This is a genomic window from Planococcus sp. BI3 (assembly GCF_056680115.1).
The window spans coordinates 1,364,548-1,387,147 of the sequence record NZ_CM155266.1 but is presented as its reverse complement, the minus strand read 5'-3'; the positions used below and the strand labels follow the sequence as shown (position 1 = coordinate 1,387,147).

Sequence of the window (22,600 nt, the reverse complement as noted above, 5' to 3'; positions counted from 1 at the left end):
CTCTATTTTCTATTGCTATTGTCATAGGACACAATTTTTGGTAAACTTAGATTTGTTGTGAACGTTCTTTTCAGGAGGTGGAATTTATGCATACGTTGTTAATGACATTACTCGTCATCGTATCGCTCGCATTAATCGTTGTCGTTTTATTGCAATCTGGAAAAAGTGCAGGTCTTTCAGGAGCCATCTCCGGTGGAGCAGAGCAACTTTTCGGCAAGCAAAAAGCTCGTGGTTTGGACTTGGTCCTGCACCGGGTTACGATCGTACTTGCTGCCTTATTCTTTATTCTGGCCGTTGCCATAACGAAAGTTTAATGTAGATGATTCAATCGCCTGACCATACATGGTTAGGCGTTTTCTTTTAGTATTGGAATGGAGGGATCATGATGCGGATTTCGCAGCCAAAACCATTTTTCTTTAAAGCAGGTCCACGGGCTGTGCTTCTTTTACACGGTTTTACAGGAAATTCGGCAGATGTTCGCATGCTTGGCCGTTTTTTAGAGACCAAAGGGTATACGACTATTGCTCCGCATTACGCAGGACATGGCGTTGCACCGGAAGAATTGATCGGCACCGGTCCAGTGGATTGGTGGAAAGACGTGGAACAGGCATATGAAACTTTGCTCGAAGAAGGCTATACTGAGATTGCGGTGGCTGGCCTGTCGCTGGGCGGCGTATTCAGCCTGAAATTAGGGTATACAAAGCCTATCAAGGGAATTGTCACCATGTGTGCCCCGATGTATATGAAAACTACTGACCTTATGTATGAAGGTGTGTTAAAATATGCGCGCGAGTATAAGAATTATGAAGGAAAAAGCGATGAGCTTATCGAAAAAGAAATGAAGGCTTTCCAGGAAAAACCGATGGAATCGCTGGCCGATCTGCGTGCCTTGATTGCAGAAGTCAAAGAACATGTGGATCATGTCTACGCTCCCTTATTCGTCGTTCAGGGCAGATTGGATAATGTCATCAATACAGATTCGGCCAATGTCATTTATGACAATACCGAATCAACCGATAAACAAATCAAGTGGTATGAAAACTCAGGCCATGTCATTACGCTTGATAAAGAGAAAAAGCAATTGCACGAAGACATTTTCGCATTTCTTGAATCACTTGATTGGAGTGTGTGAACCGTCATAAAGGAGGAGTTAGGTTTGGAAAATAACGAACGCTCATTGGAACAGCGCTTATTGGTCTTCATGCGTGAAGAGGCATATAAGCCGTTGACTGTACAGGAAATAGAAGAACAATTTGGTTTTGAAGATGCCGACGAATTCAAGCAACTGGTAAAGACATTGGTGCGTCTGGAAGAGAATGGGACGCTTGTCCGTTCACGATCTGACCGCTATGGTGTACCGGAGCGGATGAATTTGATGCGCGGAAAATTCATTGGACATCCAAAAGGATTCGGATTTGTCGCACCTGAGGAAGCTGGCTTGGATGATGTCTTTATTCCGCCGACTGAAACGAATGGCGCAGTGAACGGTGATAAAGTGATGATCCGTGTTTCTGAAGGTTCTTCAGGAGATCGCCGAGAAGGCGCGATTATCCGGATCATTGAACGCGGCACGACAAAAGCTGTCGGAACCTTCCAGGAAAACAAAGGCTTTGGCTTTGTTGTGACAGACGATAAGAAAATGAATATGGATATCTTTATCGCTAAAGATGATACATTAGGCGCGGTAGACGGCCATAAAGTGGTTGTCGAGATTACCGGATGGCCAGAAGGCAGAAAGTCTGCAACAGGCATGGTGACACAGATTCTCGGCCATAAAAATGACCCGGGTGTCGATATACTTTCCATCATCCATAAATACGGAATTGAAACTGAATTCCCACCGGATGTGCTGGAGCAGGCAAACAATGTACCCGACGAAATCGACCCGGCAGATTTGACGGACCGCCGTGATTTGCGCAGCGAACAGATCGTTACGATTGACGGAGCTGATGCCAAAGACCTTGATGATGCTGTCCAAGTTGTAAAGTATGAAGATGGCACGTATAAATTAGGGGTACATATCGCTGACGTCAGCCATTATGTGACGGAAGGATCTGCAATTGACCGTGAAGCTTATGACCGCGCTACGAGCATCTACTTGACCGACCGCGTCATTCCGATGATTCCGCATCGCTTGTCAAACGGCATCTGTTCATTGAATCCGCAGGTAGACCGTCTGACCTTGTCTTGCGAAATGATTTTCAACGACCAGGGCGAAGTGGTTTCTCACGACATTTTCCAAAGCGTCATCAACACGTCAGCACGCATGACGTATACGGACGTTTATGAAATTCTGGAGCAGGACAATCAGGAGCTGAAAGAACAGTACAGCGAATTGGTGCCGATGTTCGAATTGATGAAAGAACTTGCTGAAGTTCTGCGCACGAAGCGGATGCGCCGCGGTGCCATCGATTTTGATTTCAAGGAATCCAAAGTGTTAGTGGATGAAAACGGCTACCCGACAGATGTGGTTGTCCGTGAACGCACAGTGGCTGAGCGTCTGATCGAAGAGTTTATGCTGGCTGCCAATGAAACAGTAGCGGAACATTTTCATCACTTGGAAGTTCCCGCAATTTACCGTATCCACGAAGACCCGAAACCTGAAAAACTGCAGCGCTTTTTCGAATTCGTCACGAATTTCGGAATCGTGGTAAAAGGTTCAGGCACACAGGTTCATCCGAAAGCCCTGCAGGAAATTGTTGAATCCATTGCAGGAACTCCGGAAGAGCCGGTAATTTCTACAATGATGCTTCGTTCGATGCAACAGGCGAAATACTCGTCTGAGAGTTTAGGGCATTTTGGGTTATCGACTGAATTCTATACACATTTCACATCGCCAATCCGCCGTTATCCCGATTTGGTCGTCCATCGCCTGATTCGCACGTACTTGATCGAAAAGGATTTGTCGCAAAAAACAATCGCTTATTGGAATGCCCATATGGATGATATCGCTACTCATACATCAGAACGCGAACGCCGTGCAGTAGAAGCGGAACGCGATACGGATGCTTTGAAGAAATCACAATATATGGCAGATAAAATCGGGGAGCAGTTTACCGGCATCATTTCTTCGGTGACGAATTTCGGTTTGTTCATTGAATTGGCGAATACCATTGAAGGCTTGGTGCACGTTTCCAATATGACGGATGATTATTACCGTTTCGACGACCGCAGCATGATGATGATCGGCGAGCGCAATAAACGCCAATTCCGTATCGGTGACGAAATTGAAATCAAAGTCATTGGCGTAAAACCGGAAGAATCATCGATTGATTTCGAAATTGTCGGTATGGTTCAAAATACTCGCCAGTCGAGAAGAGAGCAGCCGAAAGTGATCCGAGCCGGCAAAAAAGACGGCGGCGGAAAACCTGGACGTGACGGCAAAAAGCCAGAAGGCGGCGGACCTACACGCAAGCCGAAAAACCCGAAGAAAAAGTTCTATGAAGGCGCCGCAAAACAAGGGCGCAACAAGAAAAAATAAAATAGCGGCTCAAGAGCCGCTTTTTTGAATCTAGCTGAGGTGAAACCGCATGGCCAAAGGAGAAGGCAAAGTAATCGCCCAAAACAAGAAAGCCGGTTTCGATTATTTCATTGAAGAAACGATCGAAGCGGGGATTGTCTTGCAGGGTACAGAAATCAAGTCTGCACGAAACGGCAAAGTCCAGTTGAAAGAATCGTTTGTACGGATCCGCAACGGCGAAGCCTGGATTTCAAATATGCATATCAGCCCCTATGAGCAGGGCAATCAGTTTAACCACGACCCGACACGGTCGCGTAAATTGCTGCTGCACAAAAAGCAAATCAGGGATTTAGAGGCCCATTCGAAAGTGCAGGGTTCGGCAATCATTCCATTGAAGCTTTATTTGAAGGATGGCTTTGCTAAGATTTTGCTCGGCGTCGGTAAAGGGAAGAAAAACTACGACAAACGGGAAGATTTGAAGAAAAAAGACGCGAAACGGCAAATTGACCGGGCGATGAAAGAATACAATCGCTAGGACTTGTAGTCTGACCAATGTTGTCTTATAATAAGGGTATAGCACATGAAGCTGTTTATTCATCTTCCGTGTCTCTTTTTAATAAGGGGACGTTACGGATTCGACAGGGATGATCTGGGCTTGGGTCGCGCGTCGGAGGGTCGGCTCCGTCATCAACGTATTTATAACAACTGGCAAAACAAACCAAAACCTAGCATTCGCAGCGTAAGCTCGGATCTGCTTTATCTATCCATCGCCCATGTGGCTGGGTAAAGCTCAACTTTAGTGGGATACAACGTTTGCTGCCATCTGAGGCAAACGGGAGAGATTCTCAGATTAGTGCCCAGGACGCCTGCTTATTGGCAGAATGGTGCATGAAACCCCAATAGATAAGCTACACGCGTAGACGCTCAAGTAGCGGAATTTCTGGACGCGGGTTCGACTCCCGCCGTCTCCATAGTGAGATTGCTGCTAAATGCAGTGGTATTAAGTTTTAAGAAGTTAGGGAGATTAATGGGGAGTTAAACTAAAGTGAAAACTCCCCATTAATCTCCCTTGCGAATTTGTTTCAAATGACCTTCTAATTTATTTGAATTAGGAGGTTTTTATATGGGGAGAAAACACGGTGTTTTTTCCATTCCGTCAGAAGAAATTGATATTTTTACAAAGAAGATTAAAAATGAAAGAACCGACATTACTATTTCCTCCTTATATGTAAGATTAGCAAGAATACAATAAGGTTTACTTCAGTAAAACGAGGTATATTATAGTTGTTGAATAGATTCTCTTTAGTGACAAGAAAAGTAGGTGGGAAAAATGGGGAAATTCGGATTGGATAGCAAAGGACAGGCAGCTGTCACAAAGTATCATGAAAAAAACAAACCTGCCAAATTTGACAAAAAGCAACAACTTGAAAAAATACGTGCTGAGTATTTGGAAAAGAAGCAAAAACAAACAGATAAATAATATGAATGAAAACATAGGAAGACTAAAATCTCCTATGTTTTTCTTATTCGAAACACTTTTTTCAATTGAGGAAAAAGTGTTATTGACGCTTGATTTGGTCTAGAAATGGACGGTTCTTTTTTAATTTTGAATAAGGTTCTTAATAGGTAATAATACCTGTTAAGCAAAACAGTCAAATAAATAAGTATGGAAACGCTTAAAACCTTTACGGGTTTTAGGCGTTTTTTGGTTTTCATTCTAAATATTGATTTCCGCTGTAGCCGTACGCTTAGGTCTACTGGAAGTGGGCAAAAAGTTGGCGCAATAGGATTTCTGCCGCTTCTATCAACTAATCTAGCTTGAAGAGTTTATCTTGTTATCAAATCCCAATTTACATAAGAAAATAGTAAAAAAATGATTTTAAAGAACTTTCATCGGCAAGTAACGTCATCTTATAATATAGCTTTGAAAGAGGTGGGGGTGTGGAGTTTGGCATTTCTTAATCTTATCCATGGGGCTGTATTTGAGCTTCATTGATATATTCATGAAAAAGCGATTTTTTATACTGAGAAGAACAGGATCCATCTTTATCGGGTGAATTAGGATAGCTTACTCGCTGTTTATGTTTACACCGGGAAGTGCTGAAGTAATTGCAGATTTACTTAATTTATGATGATGCAATTACTAATCGGTATTAGAACATGGGAGGTGACCACTACAATTACTCACCGCATATCCATTCGAAAGATGAAGGATACTGATTTTGAAGTTATGGCAAAGTGGTTAAGTACACCAGAAGTATTGGAATTCTTTGGAGATGTGAACTCTCCATTTACAGTGGAACAAGTCAAGCGTAAATATGAACCGCGAATAAACGGGGACGTACCCGTATATCCGTATATTGTGGAGCTGGACGGGATACCTATCGGATTTATGCAGCATTATAAATTAATCGGAAAAATCCAGGAAGCTTATGGCTATCCATTGACTTTAAATATTCATGGCATCGACCAATTTATCGGAGTTCCAACATATTTCAACCAAGGTATAGGAACGATTATGGTCACTAAATTCATGGATATTCTTTGTGGCGAAACGGATGCCGACATACTTGTTTTAGATCCTGAGCTTACCAATACGAGAGCACTCAGATGCTACGAGAAATGCGGGTTTGTTGGAGTGGAAAAGGTAAATGATGGAAACAACTGGTTAATGGAATTAAAAGTAAGGGGTGTCATCTGTGATGCTGCAAAAAGCGGAAATGACTAAAAAAATCGCTGAAGAAATAGTTGGCTGGAACTATGAGCCGCCTTATGATTTCTACAATAACGAGTCATCTGAAACGGAAATCGCTGAGCTATTAAACGGGACTTATTATGCTGTTATGAGTGAGGACGAGGAAACCGTTGGATTTTTCTGCGTGGGAAAAAATGCACAAGTGCCATTCGGAAAGCATTATGGAGTATATGAAGATTCTTGTATCGACATGGGATTGGGAATGAATCCGAAGCACATCGGCAAAGGAAATGGCATGAAATTCCTCTCTTTTGTACTCTATCATATAGAAGAAACTCATCAGAAATTACCAGTTCGCTTGACCGTGGCTGACTTCAATAAACGAGCCATCCACTTGTACGCGAAACTGGGTTTTCAATTGAATAAACAGTTCAAAAACGATTATGAAAGGTTTATTACTATGGTAAAAAAGTATTAAAAAATGAACAAAACGCCATATCATTCTTCCTTAATAAGCTTCTGAAGGCTTTTGAAAATGGTTTTTGTTTTCCCCGCTGGACTGAACGTGCTACACTAACGGACATTATGTTTGAGAGGGGAAAAATTGATGATTAAAAAAGTGTTATTGACAATCGTACTTGGAGGATCCATGGCGGCAATGGCTGCTTGTGGTGGTGAAGCTGAAGAAAAAACGAGTGAGGAAGCAGCACCACAAGAGGAAACTGCAGCAGCAGAGGAAGAAGCTGCCGGTGAACAACCAGAAATGCCTGAACCTGATTTAGAAGGTGTTCCTGACGTGGTGGCACAAGTGAATGGCGAAGAAATTGGGAAAGAGGAGTTTGAATCCGCTTATACCGGCCAATTCCAACAGATGGCTATGCAGGCACAGATGTCTGGAGAAGAAGTTGACCAAGCTCAGTTAAAAGAGCAAGTGGCTGAAAGCCTTGTGGCGCAGGAACTGCTTATTCAGGAAACTGAAAAACAGAAGCTGACGGCATCGGAAGAACAAACCACTGCAGCGCTGGAGGAACTGTCACAGCAAAATGGACTTGAATCTTCAGAAGAGTTTCTGGCTGCACTAAAAGAACAGGGAATCTCTGAAGAAGAAGTGATGAAGCAGGTGGAATCTCAAGTGAAAATAGAGCAATTGATTGCAGCAGAAACCGGTGAAGTCAAACCGACAGATGAAGAACTCCAAACATTTTATGAGCAAGCGCTGGCTCAGCAAGAGCAGGCAGGCGGCGAAGAAATTCCGGCATTTGAAGAAGTGAAACCACAGCTTGAGGAACAGGTGAAGATGCAAAAAGAAGGAGAAGCTACACAAACTATAGTAGCCCAACTCCGTGAAGAAGCTGACGTTACGATTAATCTTTAATAAGAAACCAGATCCCTCTGCGGATCTGGTTTTTATATGTCTAACATAGTAGAATTAATGGTTTTTTATTAAACAATGCAGATTTTTAATGGCCATTTAATTGGCGAACATTCTTCGTGTAATTGCGGCAAAGTCGGAAAGCGGTTTGCGTTATCAGGACAGGAATATTGAGGATATGTTGAATTTTCAGTTATAGTAAAAGCGCGCACCATCAGATTTAAACTAGAACAGGGAGTTTGACAGGACGGGAAATTTTCCGTATCCTTTACACTTGTGATAAAGAGAAACTTCAGGCAGCGGGGTTTTTCAACCACTGCTGATTTTTAGTTGATCAATTCGGGCTTAGACGGCCAGTGGACTTCCGCTTGGAAAAGTGGAAGTATTGCTGGCCGTTAAAGCGGGATAAAAAGAAAAAGGAGGACACTATATGAAAAAAGTAACCAATGTTTTTTGGATAGCTCTTGCACTCGTATTATTAGCCATTGGCTACGGAGCATTTGCACCTGATAATTTTGCAGAAGTTACAGGGAATATAGAATCATTCCTGACCACATCATTCGGATGGTATTATTTATTGGTTGTTTCCGTCATGGTTCTATTCTGCCTGTTTTTCCTCATCAGTCCGATGGGGCAAATCAAATTGGGCAAAGATAACGATAAACCCGAGTTTTCATTCGGCACATGGATCGCCATGCTGTTTTCAGCAGGAATGGGGATCGGCCTGGTATTCTGGGGAGCGGCAGAACCGCTGTCGCATTTTGCGATCGATCCGGCAACCGCCGAACCTGGAAGCGCTGAAGCAATGCGCGAATCCATGCGCTTCAGCTTTTTCCACTGGGGAATTCATGCGTGGGCTATATATGCTGTAGTGGCATTGGCGCTTGCATACGCCCAGTTCAGAAAAGGGGAGCCGGGATTGATTTCCGCAACTTTGAAGCCATTGTTCGGAGATAAAATGAAAGGGCCATGGGGCACGCTTGTAGACGTCATCGCTGTTTTTGCAACAGTTGTTGGTGTCGCCACCACCCTAGGTTTTGGCGCTATTCAAATCAACGGCGGCCTTGCCTACCTGGTTGACGGAATACCGGGCGACAGCTTTGTCGTTCAATTGATCATCATCGCAATCGTCACGGTATTGTTCATGATCTCCGCTTGGTCTGGATTGAGCAAAGGCATCAAATATCTTTCCAATACCAATATGGTGCTGGCAGTGGTCTTGCTGTTGGCGGTTATTATCCTTGGACCGACCCTATTAATCATGAACATGTTCACCGATACAATCGGAACCTACTTCCAGAACCTGGTCGAGATGAGTTTCCGTGCAGGTCCTGTAGATGGAGAAAACCGTGCCTGGATTGATGGCTGGACCATCTTCTATTGGGCTTGGTGGATTTCTTGGGCTCCATTTGTCGGTATTTTCATTGCGCGTGTATCCAGAGGACGGACAATCCGCCAATTTCTACTAGGCGTCCTGATGATTCCGACATTCATCAGCTTCCTTTGGTTCGCAGCTTTTGGTACAACAGCTATCGATGTACAGAACAGTGGAGTCGATTTGACAGGCTTGTTGACAGAGGAAACTTTGTTTGCCGTGTTCAATGAGTTGCCGCTTGGCGTTATGCTATCGGTCATTGCGATTTTCCTGATTACCACATTCTTCGTCACGTCTGCCGATTCCGCGACATTTGTTCTTGGCATGCAGACAACGGGTGGTTCGTTGTATCCGCAAAATTCAGTGAAACTGACATGGGGAATCGCCCAATCGTCAATCGCTGTAATCTTATTATCTACTGGTGGGCTTGGCACATTGCAGACCGTGCTGATCATTGCGGCATTCCCGTTCTCGATCATCATGCTGCTGATGATGGCATCCTTCTATAAAGCATTGAATCTCGAATACAAATCCATAAAACGCAAACGTTAAAACCGCCGCTTTGGCGGTTTTTTCATTGGATAAACGGTATAATGGAAGTCAGTCAGCAAGAGGATGGAGGATTTTTGAAAATGGAAAAACCGCATGTATTATTAGTGGATGGAATGGCGCTGCTGTTCCGGTCATTTTTCGCAACTTCGGCCGTCGGACAATATTTCCGGACGACTGAAGGATTGGCAACAAATGGTGTACAGGGATTTGCCAGACATGTGCTGGCAGCCAAAACGATGATGAAGCCGACGCATATGGCGGTATGCTGGGATATGGGGTCACGGACGTTCCGGACGGATCTGTTTGACGGCTATAAGGCAAACCGGCCGGCACCGCCTGAGGACATGGTCCACCAGTTTGATCTGGCTCAATCGATCTCCGAACAGCTTGGCTGGATGAATTATGGCGAGAAGGGAATCGAAGCGGATGATTTTATCGGTTCTTTCACCAAGCAGTGGCAGGACCAGGTGGACTTCACCATCATCACAGGGGATAAGGATATGCTGCAGCTGCTGACGCCTTCGGTCAACATCGCATTCATGAAAAAAGGCTTCCACATTTACGATGTCTATACGGAAGCGCGTTTCATCGAAGAGTATGGCATCCAGCCTAACCAATTTGCTGATGTCAAAGCATTTATGGGCGACCCGAGCGATGGCTATCCAGGAGTCAAAGGCATCGGTCCGAAAACAGCGCTTCAGCTGATTCAGAACTACGGTTCAACGGATGGCGTACTTGAAGCCATTGACGAATTAAAGCCAGCTCAGAAAAAGAAAATCGAGGAGCACAAGGAAATGCTCTTGGTATCAAAAAAACTGGCTGTCATCAAATGTGACATCCAGTTGGACATGCCGTTGGAAAGACTGATGGTTCCTGTCTATACCAACGACCATATTCAATTATGCCGCGACCAGCAATTGCTGTTGCTTGCCAAACAGCTTGAGAAGAATGTAGCCGTCACGGCCGATCCATGGGCTTAATCTTCACAAAGCTCAACACTTTATGATTTTCCAGATAAGAAACCGTCCGCATTTTGCTGGGGCGGTTTTTTTGTCCGTTGTCGTGAATGTACAGGATCAGGTCATCCGCTTCCTGTTTAAAGCCGATCAGCGGAACCCAGTGGTAGCTGTACAGCGGTTTTGAAAACCATTGGAAGGTGAAATAACGATCGAACTTCATAGCAAGCGGCCTGCCAGCCAGCAATTCTTCTTTTACTTCTTCGATGCTGCGGATCTTTTGGACTTCATAGCGAGCACCGCTGACTTTATGGAAATTTCTCAGCAGCCTCCAGGTGAACAGGCCGATAGGGGTGGAGCCAAGCAGCCGGTAAAGCTGATCGACACCAACATCCAGCCCTTCATGATGCCGCAGGATAGCAGCGGCCGTCACCGGGCCACAGGCAGAAGAACGGTATTTTTCAGAGATTGCCTCGTCATGCTGAGACATACCTCGAAAAGCAATCAGTTTTTTCACAGCAATCACCTCCAAAAGGATCTGCAAGCTGTATTAGGATTTTTCAGTGAGCAGCTGCTCGAGGGCGACTCTGAAAGTTGTATAGACTTCCAGCTCCATCTGGATTCCGGCATGGACAATTTCCCGGACAAACAGCGGATTGAACCCTGCATAGATGGCGCGCAGACCCATCAGACCCAGCGCAGAGTTTAACTGGCTCAATTCACTGCCCAGCCCGTTGTAGTCGAATTCTGCAAAATCATCTGTTGTGACACCGGTAAAGTCAAAGATGACGCGTTCCGTTTCCCGATGCTTTTCTGCATACTGGAGGACCTTGGTACGGATCATGTCAAAACGGTCCGTGAAAATAAAACCGGCGATCGGCACTAAAATGGTCTTTGGCACAATCGATGGAATGATAGGCACCGACATATTCTTAATCAGCTTTTCATAAAAGATCAGCTGTTCTTTCAATTCTTTGATTTCCTGTTGCGAATCCATTCCGATACCTCCACAGTTTTTTTCGTAAGCCCTACTAAATTTGAACGAAAGAGTACGTTTTTGCACCGCTTCAGCAGCTTTTCCATTTTGGACTCACTTCATACAAGCAGTCTAATGGCAATACTTTCGATATTATAGCGAAAAAAAGGAGCAGGCGTGAGCCTACTCGTTTTGATCATTCAAAAATTTTGTAACCGATTCAGGGGATTTGGCATTGGCACTGTGTAAATGAGCCGCCTTTTCGCCGTCTTTAAAGATCAATAGGCTTGGAATGCCCATGACATCATATTTTTCAGCAAGATCCGGAAGTTCATCGCGGTTCACATCAAACCACTGGTAATTGTTGAATTCTTCGATGATCGGATCGATGAACATGTCCATGCGTGTGCAATCAGGGCACCAGCCAGCCTGGAATTTCACGATTACCGGTTCGTTGCCTTGTATAACTTCGTTAAATTGTTCCATCGTAGTAAGTGATTTCATTGTATTGCCTCCTTATAGGTTCTCTTTCAGTTTACATGGCTTTTATAAAATCGCAAAGAATTTGTTCCTGAAAATTTTTGGGAGTTTTTAACGATTAAATATTGCGAAAAAACGGAATATAACTTACACTAAGAGACATAGAGAACGTTCTATTTTTTTAATTAAAAAATGAATGAGGATTCATTCAAAAATTCAAGGAGGGTTTTGCTAGTGGCTTACCAAATTAGAAAAGCGGCTGTACTCGGTTCAGGTGTTATGGGTTCGGGAATTGCAGCGCACCTTGCAAATATAGGAATCCCTGTATTATTGCTTGATATTGTTCCGCGTGAATTATCGAAGGAAGAACAGGCAAAAGGGTTAGCTCTTGAAGACAAGGCGGTGCGCAATCGTATTGCAACCGGCTCTATACAGAAACTGCTCAAGCAGAAACCGGCTCCATTAACAGCTAAAAAGAACCTTCAATTGATCACGCCAGGAAATCTGGAAGACGACCTCGAAAAACTAAATGATGTCGACTGGATCATTGAAGTCATCGTTGAAAACCTTGACGTTAAAAAATCCTTATACGAAAAGATCGATGGCGTCAGAAAAGAAGGCACCATCATTTCTTCAAATACATCGGGCATCAGCATCAATGCGATGGTGGAAGGCCGCTCAGAAGATTTCGGAAAGCATTTCCTGGGGACTCACTTTTTCAACCCGCCGCGGTACCTGAAATTGCTGGAAGTGATTCCTGCGAATACAACGGCTCCGGAAGTAGTGGAGTTTATGACAACATTCGGAGAAGACCGCTTAGGCAAAGGCGTCGTTATCGCTAAAGATACGCCGAACTTCATCGCTAACCGGATCGGCACATACGGCTTGCTCGTTACATTGCGTGAAATGATGGAACGCGGCTATTCGATCGGAGAAGTGGACTCTGTAACGGGACCACTGATTGGGCGTCCGAAATCAGCGACTTTCCGGACTTTGGATGTTGTTGGACTTGATACCTTCATGCATGTTGCCAAGAATGTCTACGACCAGACTACAGGCGAAGAACAAAAGGTCTTTGAAGCGCCTGAGTTCATGGCTAAAATGGTCGAGAACGGCTGGCTTGGAGCTAAATCCGGGCAAGGCTTCTTCCTGAAAAAAGACAAAGAGATTCTGGAGCTTGATCCGGAAACATTTGAATACCGTACAGCCGGTAAATTGAAAACGCCTTCACAGGAAATTGCGAAGCAGCAAAAAGGCCTTGCAGCTAAAATGAAGACGCTTGTTTATGCAGAAGATCGCACCGGCGAATTGCTTTGGAGCATCCTATCTCCGACATTGCGCTATTCGGCCGAATTGAACGGGGAAATTGCAGACGACATCGTGGCTATCGACAATGCCATGAAATGGGGCTTTGGCTGGGAACAAGGGCCGTTTGAAACCTGGGATGCGATCGGCGTCAAAAAATCAGTCGAGAAAATGAAACAGGAAGGGCATCCGGTTCCGGCATTTGTGCAGTCTTTACTGGACAGCGGAAACGAAACCTTCTATAAAGAAGAAAACGGGGATCTTCATTTCTTCGATGGCACGAATTATCAGCCCGTCCCGGTCAATGAAAAAGTCATCGACTTGAAACGCTATAAGAAAAAGCATGGCGTCATCAAATCGAACTCGGGTGCAAGCCTGATCGACTTGGGCGACGGCATTGCCTTGCTGGAATTCCATTCACGCTCGAATGCCATCGGTTTGGATATCATGCAGATGATCAATTACGCGGTCGACGAAGTGGAGAAGAACTTTAAAGGGCTTGTCATCGGCAACCAGGGCAAGAACTTCTGCGTCGGCGCAAACCTTGGCATGATCCTGATGGAAGCACAGGATGACAATATTTTCGAACTTGATTTCACGATCAAAACGTTCCAGAATGCCATGATGAGGATCAAATATAGCAATAAACCAGTTGTAGCAGCACCATTTGGCATGTCCCTTGGCGGCGGTGCGGAAGTGGCACTTCCGGCAGCGCATATCCAGGCTTCAATGGAAACCTATATGGGCCTAGTGGAAGCAGGCGTCGGGCTGATTCCTGGCGGCGGCGGAAACAAAGAGCTTTATATGAAGCAATTGAAAGGTCTGCCAAATGGCGTAACAGTTGATTACCAGAACATCGCCAGCAAAGTATTCGAATCGATTGCGATGGCGAAAGTTTCCACTTCAGCAGAAGAAGCACGTGAAAACAACTTCCTGAATTTCGTGGACGGCATCAGCGTCAACAGCGATCACTTGATCTACGATGCAAAACAAGCCGCTCTTTCATTGTATGAAAATGGCTACCAGGCGCCTTTACGCGGAAAAGTACCCGTTACCGGTGAACCAGGCTATGCAACCTTATTATTGGGTGCAGAAGGCATGTTCATTTCCGGCTATATCACTGAATATGATTTGAAAATCGCTAAAAAATTGGCATTTGTCCTATCAGGCGGGAAAGTTCCATATGGCACGAAAGTGGATGAGCAGTACCTGCTTGACCTTGAACGCCAGGCATTCTTAAGCCTTGTGGCAGAACCGAAAACCCAGCAGCGCATGCAGCATATGCTGGTAAAAGGAAAACCATTACGCAATTAATCGTTGATTATAAAAGGAGGAACTACACATGCGTGAAGCAGTAATCGTGGCCAGTGCTCGAACACCGGTCGGAAAAGCGGGAAAAGGTTCATTAGCGACTGTACGTCCGGATGATTTCGGCGCATTGGTCGTTAGGGAAGCGCTACAGCGGGCTGGCGGATATGACGGGCCGATAGATGATTTGATCATGGGTTGTGCCATGCCGGAAGCAGAGCAGGGCATGAACATCGCCCGCAATATCGGAGCACTTGCAGGATTGCCGGATACCGTATCAGCCGTTACCGTCAACCGTTTCTGTTCGTCAGGCCTTCAGTCGATCGCTTATGCAGCAGAACGCATTATGGTCGGATCAGCCGAAGCAATCATCGCTGGCGGTGTAGAATCGATGAGTATGGTGCCGATGATGGGCAACGTCATCCGACCGAATGCGAAATTGGCCGAAACAGCACCTCAATATTATATGAGCATGGGGCATACCGCAGAACAGGTAGCTACACAATACGGCATCAGCCGTGAAGACCAGGATGCATTTTCTGTCCGCTCGCATGAAAAAGCAGCAGCAGCCATTGCAGCTGGAAACTTCGATGAGGAAATTATTCCAGTCGAAGTGATCAAACGCTATGTAGATGAAAATAATAAATACCAGGAAAAACCCTCTATGTTTGAAATGGATGAAGGCGTCCGCCACGGAACCAGCATCCAGACCTTGAACAAATTGCGTTCAGCCTTCTCAGCACGCGGAACGGTCACCGCCGGAAATTCATCACAAACTTCCGACGGCGCCGGCGCATTGCTGGTGATGGACCGTGAAAAAGCGGAATCCCTCGGACTAAAACCGATTGCGAAATTCCGTTCATTCGCTACAGGCGGCGTACCGCCGGAAGTCATGGGCATCGGGCCTGTCGTCGCTATTCCAAAAGCTTTGAAATTAGCGGGACTGACGATTGATGACATTGACGTATGGGAACTGAATGAAGCATTCGCTTCCCAGTCACTCGGCGTTATCCGTGAGCTTGGCCTGGACATCGACAAAGTCAACTTCAACGGAGGAGCCATTGCACTGGGCCATCCGCTGGGTGCGACAGGTTCGATCCTGACAATCCGCATGATGAGTGAACTAAAGCGCCAAGGCAAGCAGTTCGGCGTCGTCACAATGTGCATCGGTGGAGGAATGGGCGCAGCAGGCGTCTTTGAAATGCTGTAGAACTGAATTTGATAAATATTTTGTATGGATATTCCGCAAATCAGCTCCGCTTTCCTACGGGCTTGCGCCGAACTAACTCGGGCTAAACGCCCGAGTGGATTTCGGCACGTCGCTATCCCGCGGGAGTCTCCGCTGATTTGCTCCATATCCCAATAGTTAATTAAGAAGAAAAATTTCTTTATTTATAAGAAAGTCTAGAGTCATAGAAGAAAGAGCGGAAGGCGGCGACTCCTGCGGGAAAGCGGAGTGATGAGACCCCACAGGGCGTAAGCCCGAGGAGGCTCAGCGCTTCGCCCGCGGAAAGCGTCCGCCTGGAGCGATTTCTTCAAAATGAAACATAATAAGCAATTACAAAATAGGAGGAATACAAAATGGAACAATCAAAAACATTGATCAAAGGCGGAAGTTTCTTAATCGAAGATGCGGATCTGTCACGTGTGTTCACACCGGAAGACTTTACGGAAGAGCAAAAAATGATTGCAAAGACCACTGAGGATTACGTCAATACAGAAGTAATGCCAGTTGTTGAAAAGTTGGAAAACCACGAATTCGAACATTCCGTCCGTCTGTTGAAAACAGCTGGAGAACTGGGTCTTCTTGGCGCTGACGTACCGGAACAATACGGTGGCCTTGGCTTGGACAAAATCGCTTCTGCGTTGATCGCTGAAAAAATGTCGAAAGCGGGCGGCTTCTCAATCACTCACGGAGCGCATGTCGGCATTGGTTCATTGCCGATCGTCCTTTTCGGCAATGAAGAACAAAAGCAAAGCTACCTGCCAAGATTGGCATCAGGTGAAATGATTGCCGCATACGCATTGACTGAGCCGAGCTCAGGATCGGATGCACTAGGTGCGAAGACCGTTGCCAAACTGAACGAAGCAGGCACGCATTATGTCTTGAACGGTGAAAAGCAATGGATCACCAATGCTGGATTTGCGGATGTCTTCGTAGTCTATGCGAAAATTGACGGAGACAAATTCTCTGCCTTTATCGTAGAACGCGAATTTCCGGGTGTTTCTGTAGGGCCGGAAGAAAAGAAAATGGGCATCAAATCTTCTTCTACACGGACATTGATCCTGCAGGATGCTGAAGTGCCTGTTGAAAACTTATTAGGCGAAGCGGGGCGCGGACATATCATCGCGTTTAATATCCTGAACATTGGCCGCTACAAATTGGGAGTAGGCACAATCGGCGCATCGAAACGTGCCATGGAATTGACGATCCCTTATACAAATCAGCGCCAGCAGTTCAAGACACCGATTTCTTCATTCAACTTGACGCGTGAGAAGTTGGCGACGATGGCGTCTAAATTATATGCAGTTGAAAGTTCGGTTTACCGTACTGTTGGATTGTTCGAAGACCGCATGAGCGGATTTACGGATGAGCAGCAGGCAGACGGCAAATTGGTGGCTGACTCTATCGCTGAATTTGCAGTGGAATGTTCACTCAATAAATTCTTCGGTACGGAAACATTGGATTATATTGTGGACGAAGGCGTGCAATTGCATGGCGGCTATGGCTTTATGCAGGAATACGAAATCGAGCGCATCTACCGCGATTCACGCATCAACCGTATTTTCGAAGGAACCAACGAAATCAACCGCTTGCTTGTACCAGGAACGCTATTGCGCAAAGCAATGAAAGGCGAGTTGCCTTTATTGCAGCATGCACAGAAGCTTCAGGAAGAATTGTTGATGATGATGCCTGAAGAAGTGGGGACAGAAGCGTTGGCTCAGGAGAAATACCTGGTGAAGAATGCGAAGAAAATCGCATTGCTTGCAACTGGCCTTGCAGCTCAGACTTACGGCACGAAACTGGAAGCGGAGCAGGAAGTACTTGTCAACATCGCGGACATCGTCAGCAACGTCTTTGCAATGGAATCAGTAGTCTTGCGTACAGAAAAAGCAATTGCTGCGTCAGGTGAAGAAAAAGCCAAGCAAAAACTTCTATATACGCAGATTTATTGCCAGGAAGCATTCGATCAAATCGAAAAGGATGCGAAAGAAACATTGATCGCTGCCATCGAAGGCGACAACCAGCGCATGATGCTTTCAGCATTGCGCAAACTGACTCGTTCAACACCTTACAACGTGATTGCGAAAAAACGCGAAGCGGCTGTCAAGCTGATCGATGTCGAAAAATACATCGTTTAATGGATAATGGAAAACAGGCAAGCCCAGGTCTACCGGGTTTGCCTGTTTTTTTATTCGTCGACCAGAAGCTTTCTTTTTGGTAAGCTTAGAAAAAAAGGAGGCAGAAACGTGATTACTTATTATGGATACCCGAAATGTACAACATGCCGGAAAGCAAAAAGCTGGCTCGACAAAAATAACGTGGAATATAATGAAATACATATTGCAGAAAACCCGCCGACAAAAGAACAATTAGCTGAAATCTATGGGGCGAGTGGTTTGGAATTGAAGAAGTTCTTCAATACGAGCGGTCTTGTTTACCGTTCACTTGGATTAAAAGAGAAGCTGTCGAACATGACGGAAGAACAGCAATTGGAGCTTTTGGCTTCAGATGGCATGCTGATCAAACGGCCTCTGGCGTGGGACGGCAAAACGGTGACGCTCGGTTTTAAAGAAGCGGATTATCAAAACAGCTGGCTGTAAGAAATCGGCGTCATCTTGTATTTCGCAGCTGTTTATGTCAAACTGAATTTGAATAGACTACATAATTTGGAGGGGTCAAGATGAGCACACCAGCAGAACTTCGTTATTCAAAAGAACATGAATGGGTCAAGATCGAAGAGGGCAATGCGCGTATCGGAATTACTCATTTCGCACAGGCTGAATTGGGGGATATCGTTTTCGTCGAACTTCCACAGGTTGGAGACGAACTGAAAAAAGATCAACCTTTTGGCAGCGTTGAATCCGTTAAGACGGTTTCGGAATTGTATGCGCCAATCAGCGGAAAAGTAGTTGAAGTCAATTCTGAGCTTGAAGACAGCCCGGAATTCGTCAACGAGTCACCTTACGAGCAGGCTTGGATGGTGGTTATCGAAGCTCCTTCTGAAGAAGAAGTCAGTGCATTGATGACGGCAGACCAATACAAAGAAATGATCAACGAGTAAACTTCGGAAAGCGCCTGCATGTTGGCGCTTTTTTTTTATAGGTGCACGTTTCAGCTTGAAAGAAGCGCAGCCATTGACTTGCAGAAACGTGTTTTTGCAGGACCATCTTGTGGAATACAAAACTAGAAAGGGCATTTGTCCGGCTTGTAATAGATGACATCTTTTCTTATACTATTTTCGATGGGGTGAGTGTTTATGGGAAAGGTGATTGTGGTGGAAGGGATCAGCGACAAGTCGAGGATTGCACCGCTCATTGCAGAACCCGTGACGATTCTTTGCACAAATGGTACAGTAAGTGCATCGCGACTTGAAGAATTATTGCTGCCATACGAAGGCCAGGACATCATCATATTAGTGGATGCAGACCCTTCAGGAGAAAAATTGCGGAAGCTGGTCAAACGCGAGTTCCCCGAAGCCCGGCATTTCTATGTCAACCGGAGCTATAAGGAAGTCGCAAAAACACCGCTCCGCATTCTGATGGATGTGCTGATCGCTGCGAATGTCCAGGTCAATAAGCTATTGATAGAGGGATGAAGAAGATGAAGGAATGGACTCATAAAGAATGGACCAAAGAAAAGAATACCAAACACATCACGGCCTTTTATTTGTACACGCCTATGTGTGGGACCTGTCAGGTGGCATCCAAAATGTTGTCTGTCGTTACAGAGCTGTTGCCGGATCTTCAAATCGGCAAAGCAAACTTGAATTACGTCCAGGAAATCGCCGGCCTGTATGAAGTGGAGAGTGTGCCGTGTCTGTTGATTACGGAGGATGGCAAACTAAAAGAAAAAATTTATGCCTTCAAATCGGTGCCTTATTTATATGGCAAGTTGAAATCTGTTGACGAATATAGCCGGTCGTGGTAAATTAAATTTCTGATAAGAAAAGAACAAGCACCATTTAATTGGAGTAAGCCTTGGAATTGACCTATAAGTTCAAACTTTCTTATGCTTTCAATTAATTTCATATCGAAACTCTTATTAAGAGTGGTGGAGGGAAGTGCCCTATGAAGCCCGGCAACCGTCATGAAAATGAAATGGTGCCAAATCACACGAAGCGAAAGCTTTGGAAGATGAGAGATTGGTTTCCGTATAATATACGTTTGCCCTTCTGCTCAGTTATGCGCGGAAGGGCTTTTTATTTTTAGGATTCAGGGGTGTTCAGAGAATGATTGAGTTAAAGAAAGTGACAAAAATATTCGATACAGGGAAAGCAGTTCTTACAGCTGTTGACCAGGTTGATTTATCCATTGCCGATGGAGAAATATTCGGCATCATCGGATATAGTGGAGCCGGTAAAAGCACATTGATCCGTTTGTTGAATGGGTTGGAAAAGCCGACTTCAGGTACGGTAGAAATTAATGGCAAGGTGATTACGTCCATTAAAGGCGCAGAATTGCGGAAGGCCCGTCAAAAGGTCAGCATGATATTCCAGCATTTCAACCTGCTGTGGTCCCGTACAGTCACAGAAAATATCGAATTTCCGCTTGAAATTGCCGGCGTGTCGAAACAACAGCGCGGTAAACGGGTTCAGGAACTGATTGAACTGGTCGGCTTGACCGGCCGTGAACATGCTTATCCATCCGAGCTTTCAGGAGGGCAGAAACAACGTGTCGGCATCGCCCGGGCGCTGGCAAACGATCCGGAAGTGCTGTTATGCGATGAAGCGACATCAGCTCTTGATCCGGAAACTACAGACGCCATTTTGGATCTGCTGGTGGATATCAACAAGCGATTGGGATTGACGATTGTCTTGATCACGCATGAAATGCACGTCATTCGAAAGATTTGCCACCGTGTGGCCGTCATGGAAGGCGGGCGGGTCGTTGAACTGGGTGATGTCCTGGAGGTTTTCCAATCGCCAAAAGAGGAGATCACTAAACGTTTTGTCGCACAGGTGACCGCCAGTGGTGATTCGCAGGAAACCATCAAAAATCTTCGGGAGTTATATCCGACAGGCGAATTGGTGAAGTTGATTTTTGTTGGTGAGCAAACCGAACAGCCAATCCTGACGAAATTGATCCGCAGCCATGCTGTGGAGGTCAATATTGTCCAAGGGAATATATCACATACCCAACGGGGGGCCTATGGAACATTGATTCTCCAGTTGAAAGGTTCTCCTGGAGAAATCGAAGAAGCACTGGCATTTCTTCGTTTAGAAGATGTTCAAGCGGAGGTGATGCACAATGATTGATTCTTTATTCCCGAATGTAGACTGGGACAATATGTGGGAAGCCACACTTGAAACACTCTATATGACGGCATTATCAACAGTATTTACGTTCGTTATCGGATTAGCCCTCGGCATCCTGTTGTTTTTGACGGCACCGAAACAATTATGGGCCAACAAAGTGGTCAATTGGCTGACAGGAGCATTCGTCAATATTTTCCGTTCGATTCCTTTTATTATCCTGATCATTCTTTTGATCCCGTTTACTCTATTCCTGATGGGCTCGATCCGGGGTCCTAACGCGGCATTGCCGGCATTGATCATCGGCTCGGCTCCATTTTACGCACGGATGGTTCTCATTGCATTGAAGGAAATCGACAAAGGCGTCCTTGAAGCAGCTCGGTCGATGGGCGCGACGACCGGCACTATCATCTGGAAGGTGCTGTTGCCTGAATCGAAACCGGCGTTGATTTCCGGTATCACGGTGACAGCCATTGCACTCGTCGGCTATACGGCCATGGCCGGCATCATAGGCGCTGGCGGCCTTGGGACATTGGCTTTCCTGGACGGCTTTCAACGCAGCCGTGAAGACGTTACATTGATGGCGACGATCTTGATCTTGATCATCGTCTTTATCATTCAATATATCGGGGATATAGTCACCACAAAAGCAGACAAACGGTAATAGCGGATTTTCCGTACTATATAAAACACATCATAAGGGAGAGATTGAACATGAAGAAATTTGTAGCAGGAACAGCATTAACGGCTTTGGTACTTGCAGGATGCGGCAATGGCGGGGCTAGTGAAGAAGAGTCTCAGACTTTGCGCGTAGGGGCTTCCAATGTGCCGCACGCTGAAATTTTAGAGCAGGCAAAGCCATTGCTTGAAGAACAGGGCATTACACTTGAAATCGAAACTTATCAGGATTACATCCTGCCGAATGAAGATTTAGAGTCTGGTGAAATCGACGCTAACTACTTCCAACACGTTCCTTATTTAGCATCACAAGTAGCAGATCATGGCTATGAATTTGAAAACGCTGGCGGCATCCACATCGAACCGATCGGTGTTTATTCACAGGATTACGCTTCTCTTGATGAACTTCCAGAAGGCGGAACCATCCTGATGAGCAACTCGGTAGCAGACCACGGCCGTATTTTATCTTTGCTTGAAGCTGAAGGCCTGATCACATTGGCAGAAGGCGTCGATAAGACGGCTGCTGAAGTGAGCGATGTTGTAGAAAATCCGAAAGATCTCCAGTTTGATGCTGATTATGAAGCAGCCTTGCTGGTTCAGATGTATGAAGCAGGAGAAGGCGATGCGGTTCTGATCAACTCGAACTACGCAATTGATGCAGGCATCAGCCCATTGGAAGATTCGATTGCACTTGAGTCTTCAGATTCACCGTATGTAAACATTATTGCCGTACGTGCTGGTGATGAAGAAAATGAAAACATTACAGCATTGGTGGAAGTGTTGAAATCTCAGGAAATCCAGGATTTCATCTTGGAAGAGTGGGGCGGTTCAGTAGTACCAGTAGACTGACGCAAAAAAAAAAAGCATCCTTTTGGGTGCTTTTTTATTTTGTCCAAATAAATAAAATATTTCGCGTTTTTTTGTATACCTTACATTTGATGAAGGTCTGTGCTACTTTGGATAATAT

The 22,600-nt window shown here is 45.4% G+C and carries 23 protein-coding genes, 1 other RNA gene and 1 riboswitch; of the genes, 21 read left to right on the top strand and 3 right to left on the bottom strand.

Annotation, left to right across the window (positions count from 1 at the left end):
* Positions 1–86: 86 nt before the first annotated feature.
* The 11 genes from secG to AC1MEO_RS07015 all read left to right on the top strand — a co-directional run bounded on the left by secG (position 87) and on the right by AC1MEO_RS07015 (position 10,434).
* Positions 87–314, top strand: coding sequence for a preprotein translocase subunit SecG (secG, locus tag AC1MEO_RS07065; protein ID WP_006828477.1), 228 nt, complete (start codon positions 87–89; stop codon positions 312–314).
* A gap of 71 nt (positions 315–385) precedes the next feature.
* Positions 386–1,132 carry an alpha/beta hydrolase gene (locus tag AC1MEO_RS07060; RefSeq protein ID WP_480335244.1) on the top strand — a complete coding sequence of 249 codons (747 nt, stop codon included), beginning with the start codon at positions 386–388 and terminating at the stop codon, positions 1,130–1,132.
* Positions 1,133–1,156: 24 nt separating this feature from the next.
* Entirely contained in the window at positions 1,157–3,481 is a 2,325-nt protein-coding gene (gene rnr, locus AC1MEO_RS07055; RefSeq protein ID WP_480335243.1) for a ribonuclease R, read from the top strand.
* Between the two features lie 49 nt (positions 3,482–3,530).
* Complete coding sequence (gene smpB, locus AC1MEO_RS07050; protein WP_480335242.1) at positions 3,531–3,995, top strand: SsrA-binding protein SmpB; 465 nt, start codon at positions 3,531–3,533, stop codon at positions 3,993–3,995.
* Between the two features lie 85 nt (positions 3,996–4,080).
* Positions 4,081–4,434: a transfer-messenger RNA gene (ssrA, locus tag AC1MEO_RS07045) on the top strand.
* A gap of 356 nt (positions 4,435–4,790) precedes the next feature.
* Positions 4,791–4,940, top strand: coding sequence for a hypothetical protein (locus AC1MEO_RS07040; protein WP_480335241.1), 150 nt, complete (start codon positions 4,791–4,793; stop codon positions 4,938–4,940).
* A 648-nt stretch (positions 4,941–5,588) separates the two neighbouring features.
* The gene (locus AC1MEO_RS07035) at positions 5,589–6,188 is read left to right on the top strand and encodes a GNAT family N-acetyltransferase (protein WP_480335240.1); all 600 of its coding nucleotides are present in this window, start codon (positions 5,589–5,591) and stop codon (positions 6,186–6,188) included.
* The gene (locus AC1MEO_RS07030) at positions 6,163–6,633 is read left to right on the top strand and encodes a GNAT family N-acetyltransferase (RefSeq protein WP_480336048.1); all 471 of its coding nucleotides are present in this window, start codon (positions 6,163–6,165) and stop codon (positions 6,631–6,633) included. The genes AC1MEO_RS07035 and AC1MEO_RS07030 overlap by 26 nt, the downstream gene beginning before the upstream one ends.
* Before the next feature lie 129 nt (positions 6,634–6,762).
* Entirely contained in the window at positions 6,763–7,530 is a 768-nt protein-coding gene (locus AC1MEO_RS07025; protein WP_480335239.1) for a SurA N-terminal domain-containing protein, read from the top strand.
* Positions 7,531–7,957: 427 nt separating this feature from the next.
* Positions 7,958–9,454, top strand: coding sequence for a glycine betaine uptake BCCT transporter (locus AC1MEO_RS07020; RefSeq protein ID WP_480335238.1), 1,497 nt, complete (start codon positions 7,958–7,960; stop codon positions 9,452–9,454).
* Between the two features lie 80 nt (positions 9,455–9,534).
* On the top strand, positions 9,535–10,434 hold the full coding sequence (locus AC1MEO_RS07015) for a 5'-3' exonuclease (RefSeq protein WP_480336046.1): 900 nt from the start codon (positions 9,535–9,537) through the stop codon (positions 10,432–10,434).
* Here AC1MEO_RS07015 and AC1MEO_RS07010 read toward each other — a convergent pair.
* From AC1MEO_RS07010 to AC1MEO_RS07000, 3 genes are all read right to left on the bottom strand, one after another.
* The gene (locus AC1MEO_RS07010) at positions 10,412–10,927 is read right to left on the bottom strand and encodes a C39 family peptidase (protein ID WP_480335237.1); all 516 of its coding nucleotides are present in this window, start codon (positions 10,925–10,927) and stop codon (positions 10,412–10,414) included. The two genes, AC1MEO_RS07015 and AC1MEO_RS07010, sit on opposite strands and share 23 nt — an antisense overlap.
* Positions 10,928–10,960: 33 nt before the next feature.
* Entirely contained in the window at positions 10,961–11,407 is a 447-nt protein-coding gene (locus tag AC1MEO_RS07005) for an STAS domain-containing protein (protein WP_480335236.1), read from the bottom strand.
* Positions 11,408–11,569: 162 nt separating this feature from the next.
* Positions 11,570–11,890 (bottom strand): thioredoxin family protein, encoded by a 321-nt coding sequence (locus AC1MEO_RS07000; protein ID WP_480335235.1) that lies wholly within the window; start codon positions 11,888–11,890, stop codon positions 11,570–11,572.
* 210 nt (positions 11,891–12,100) lie between these two features.
* On the opposite strand from AC1MEO_RS07000, the gene AC1MEO_RS06995 reads away from it, so the two are divergent.
* The 10 genes from AC1MEO_RS06995 (at position 12,101) to AC1MEO_RS06950 (ending at position 22,482) form a co-directional block, all read left to right on the top strand.
* Positions 12,101–14,485: a 3-hydroxyacyl-CoA dehydrogenase/enoyl-CoA hydratase family protein gene (locus AC1MEO_RS06995; protein WP_480335233.1), complete on the top strand. Its 2,385-nt coding sequence runs from the start codon at positions 12,101–12,103 to the stop codon at positions 14,483–14,485.
* 28 nt (positions 14,486–14,513) lie between these two features.
* Positions 14,514–15,689 (top strand): acetyl-CoA C-acetyltransferase, encoded by a 1,176-nt coding sequence (locus tag AC1MEO_RS06990; protein WP_480335231.1) that lies wholly within the window; start codon positions 14,514–14,516, stop codon positions 15,687–15,689.
* A gap of 371 nt (positions 15,690–16,060) precedes the next feature.
* Entirely contained in the window at positions 16,061–17,842 is a 1,782-nt protein-coding gene (locus AC1MEO_RS06985) for an acyl-CoA dehydrogenase family protein (protein WP_480335229.1), read from the top strand.
* 108 nt (positions 17,843–17,950) lie between these two features.
* On the top strand, positions 17,951–18,304 hold the full coding sequence (locus tag AC1MEO_RS06980; RefSeq protein WP_480335227.1) for an arsenate reductase family protein: 354 nt from the start codon (positions 17,951–17,953) through the stop codon (positions 18,302–18,304).
* An 80-nt stretch (positions 18,305–18,384) separates the two neighbouring features.
* Positions 18,385–18,765 carry a glycine cleavage system protein GcvH gene (gene gcvH, locus AC1MEO_RS06975; protein ID WP_480335225.1) on the top strand — a complete coding sequence of 127 codons (381 nt, stop codon included), beginning with the start codon at positions 18,385–18,387 and terminating at the stop codon, positions 18,763–18,765.
* Between the two features lie 195 nt (positions 18,766–18,960).
* A complete protein-coding gene (locus tag AC1MEO_RS06970) occupies positions 18,961–19,299 on the top strand; it encodes a toprim domain-containing protein (RefSeq protein WP_480335224.1) in 339 nt (112 codons plus the stop codon).
* A gap of 5 nt (positions 19,300–19,304) precedes the next feature.
* On the top strand, positions 19,305–19,631 hold the full coding sequence (locus AC1MEO_RS06965; RefSeq protein WP_480335223.1) for a thioredoxin family protein: 327 nt from the start codon (positions 19,305–19,307) through the stop codon (positions 19,629–19,631).
* A gap of 108 nt (positions 19,632–19,739) precedes the next feature.
* Positions 19,740–19,844: riboswitch (SAM riboswitch) on the top strand.
* 88 nt (positions 19,845–19,932) lie between these two features.
* Positions 19,933–20,958, top strand: a complete 1,026-nt coding sequence (locus AC1MEO_RS06960; RefSeq protein WP_480335222.1) for a methionine ABC transporter ATP-binding protein — start codon at positions 19,933–19,935, stop codon at positions 20,956–20,958.
* Positions 20,951–21,619, top strand: a complete 669-nt coding sequence (locus AC1MEO_RS06955; RefSeq protein ID WP_480335221.1) for a methionine ABC transporter permease — start codon at positions 20,951–20,953, stop codon at positions 21,617–21,619. Before AC1MEO_RS06960 ends, AC1MEO_RS06955 begins: the two co-directional genes overlap by 8 nt.
* Before the next feature lie 50 nt (positions 21,620–21,669).
* Entirely contained in the window at positions 21,670–22,482 is an 813-nt protein-coding gene (locus AC1MEO_RS06950) for a MetQ/NlpA family ABC transporter substrate-binding protein (RefSeq protein WP_480335220.1), read from the top strand.
* Positions 22,483–22,600: the final 118 nt, after the last annotated feature.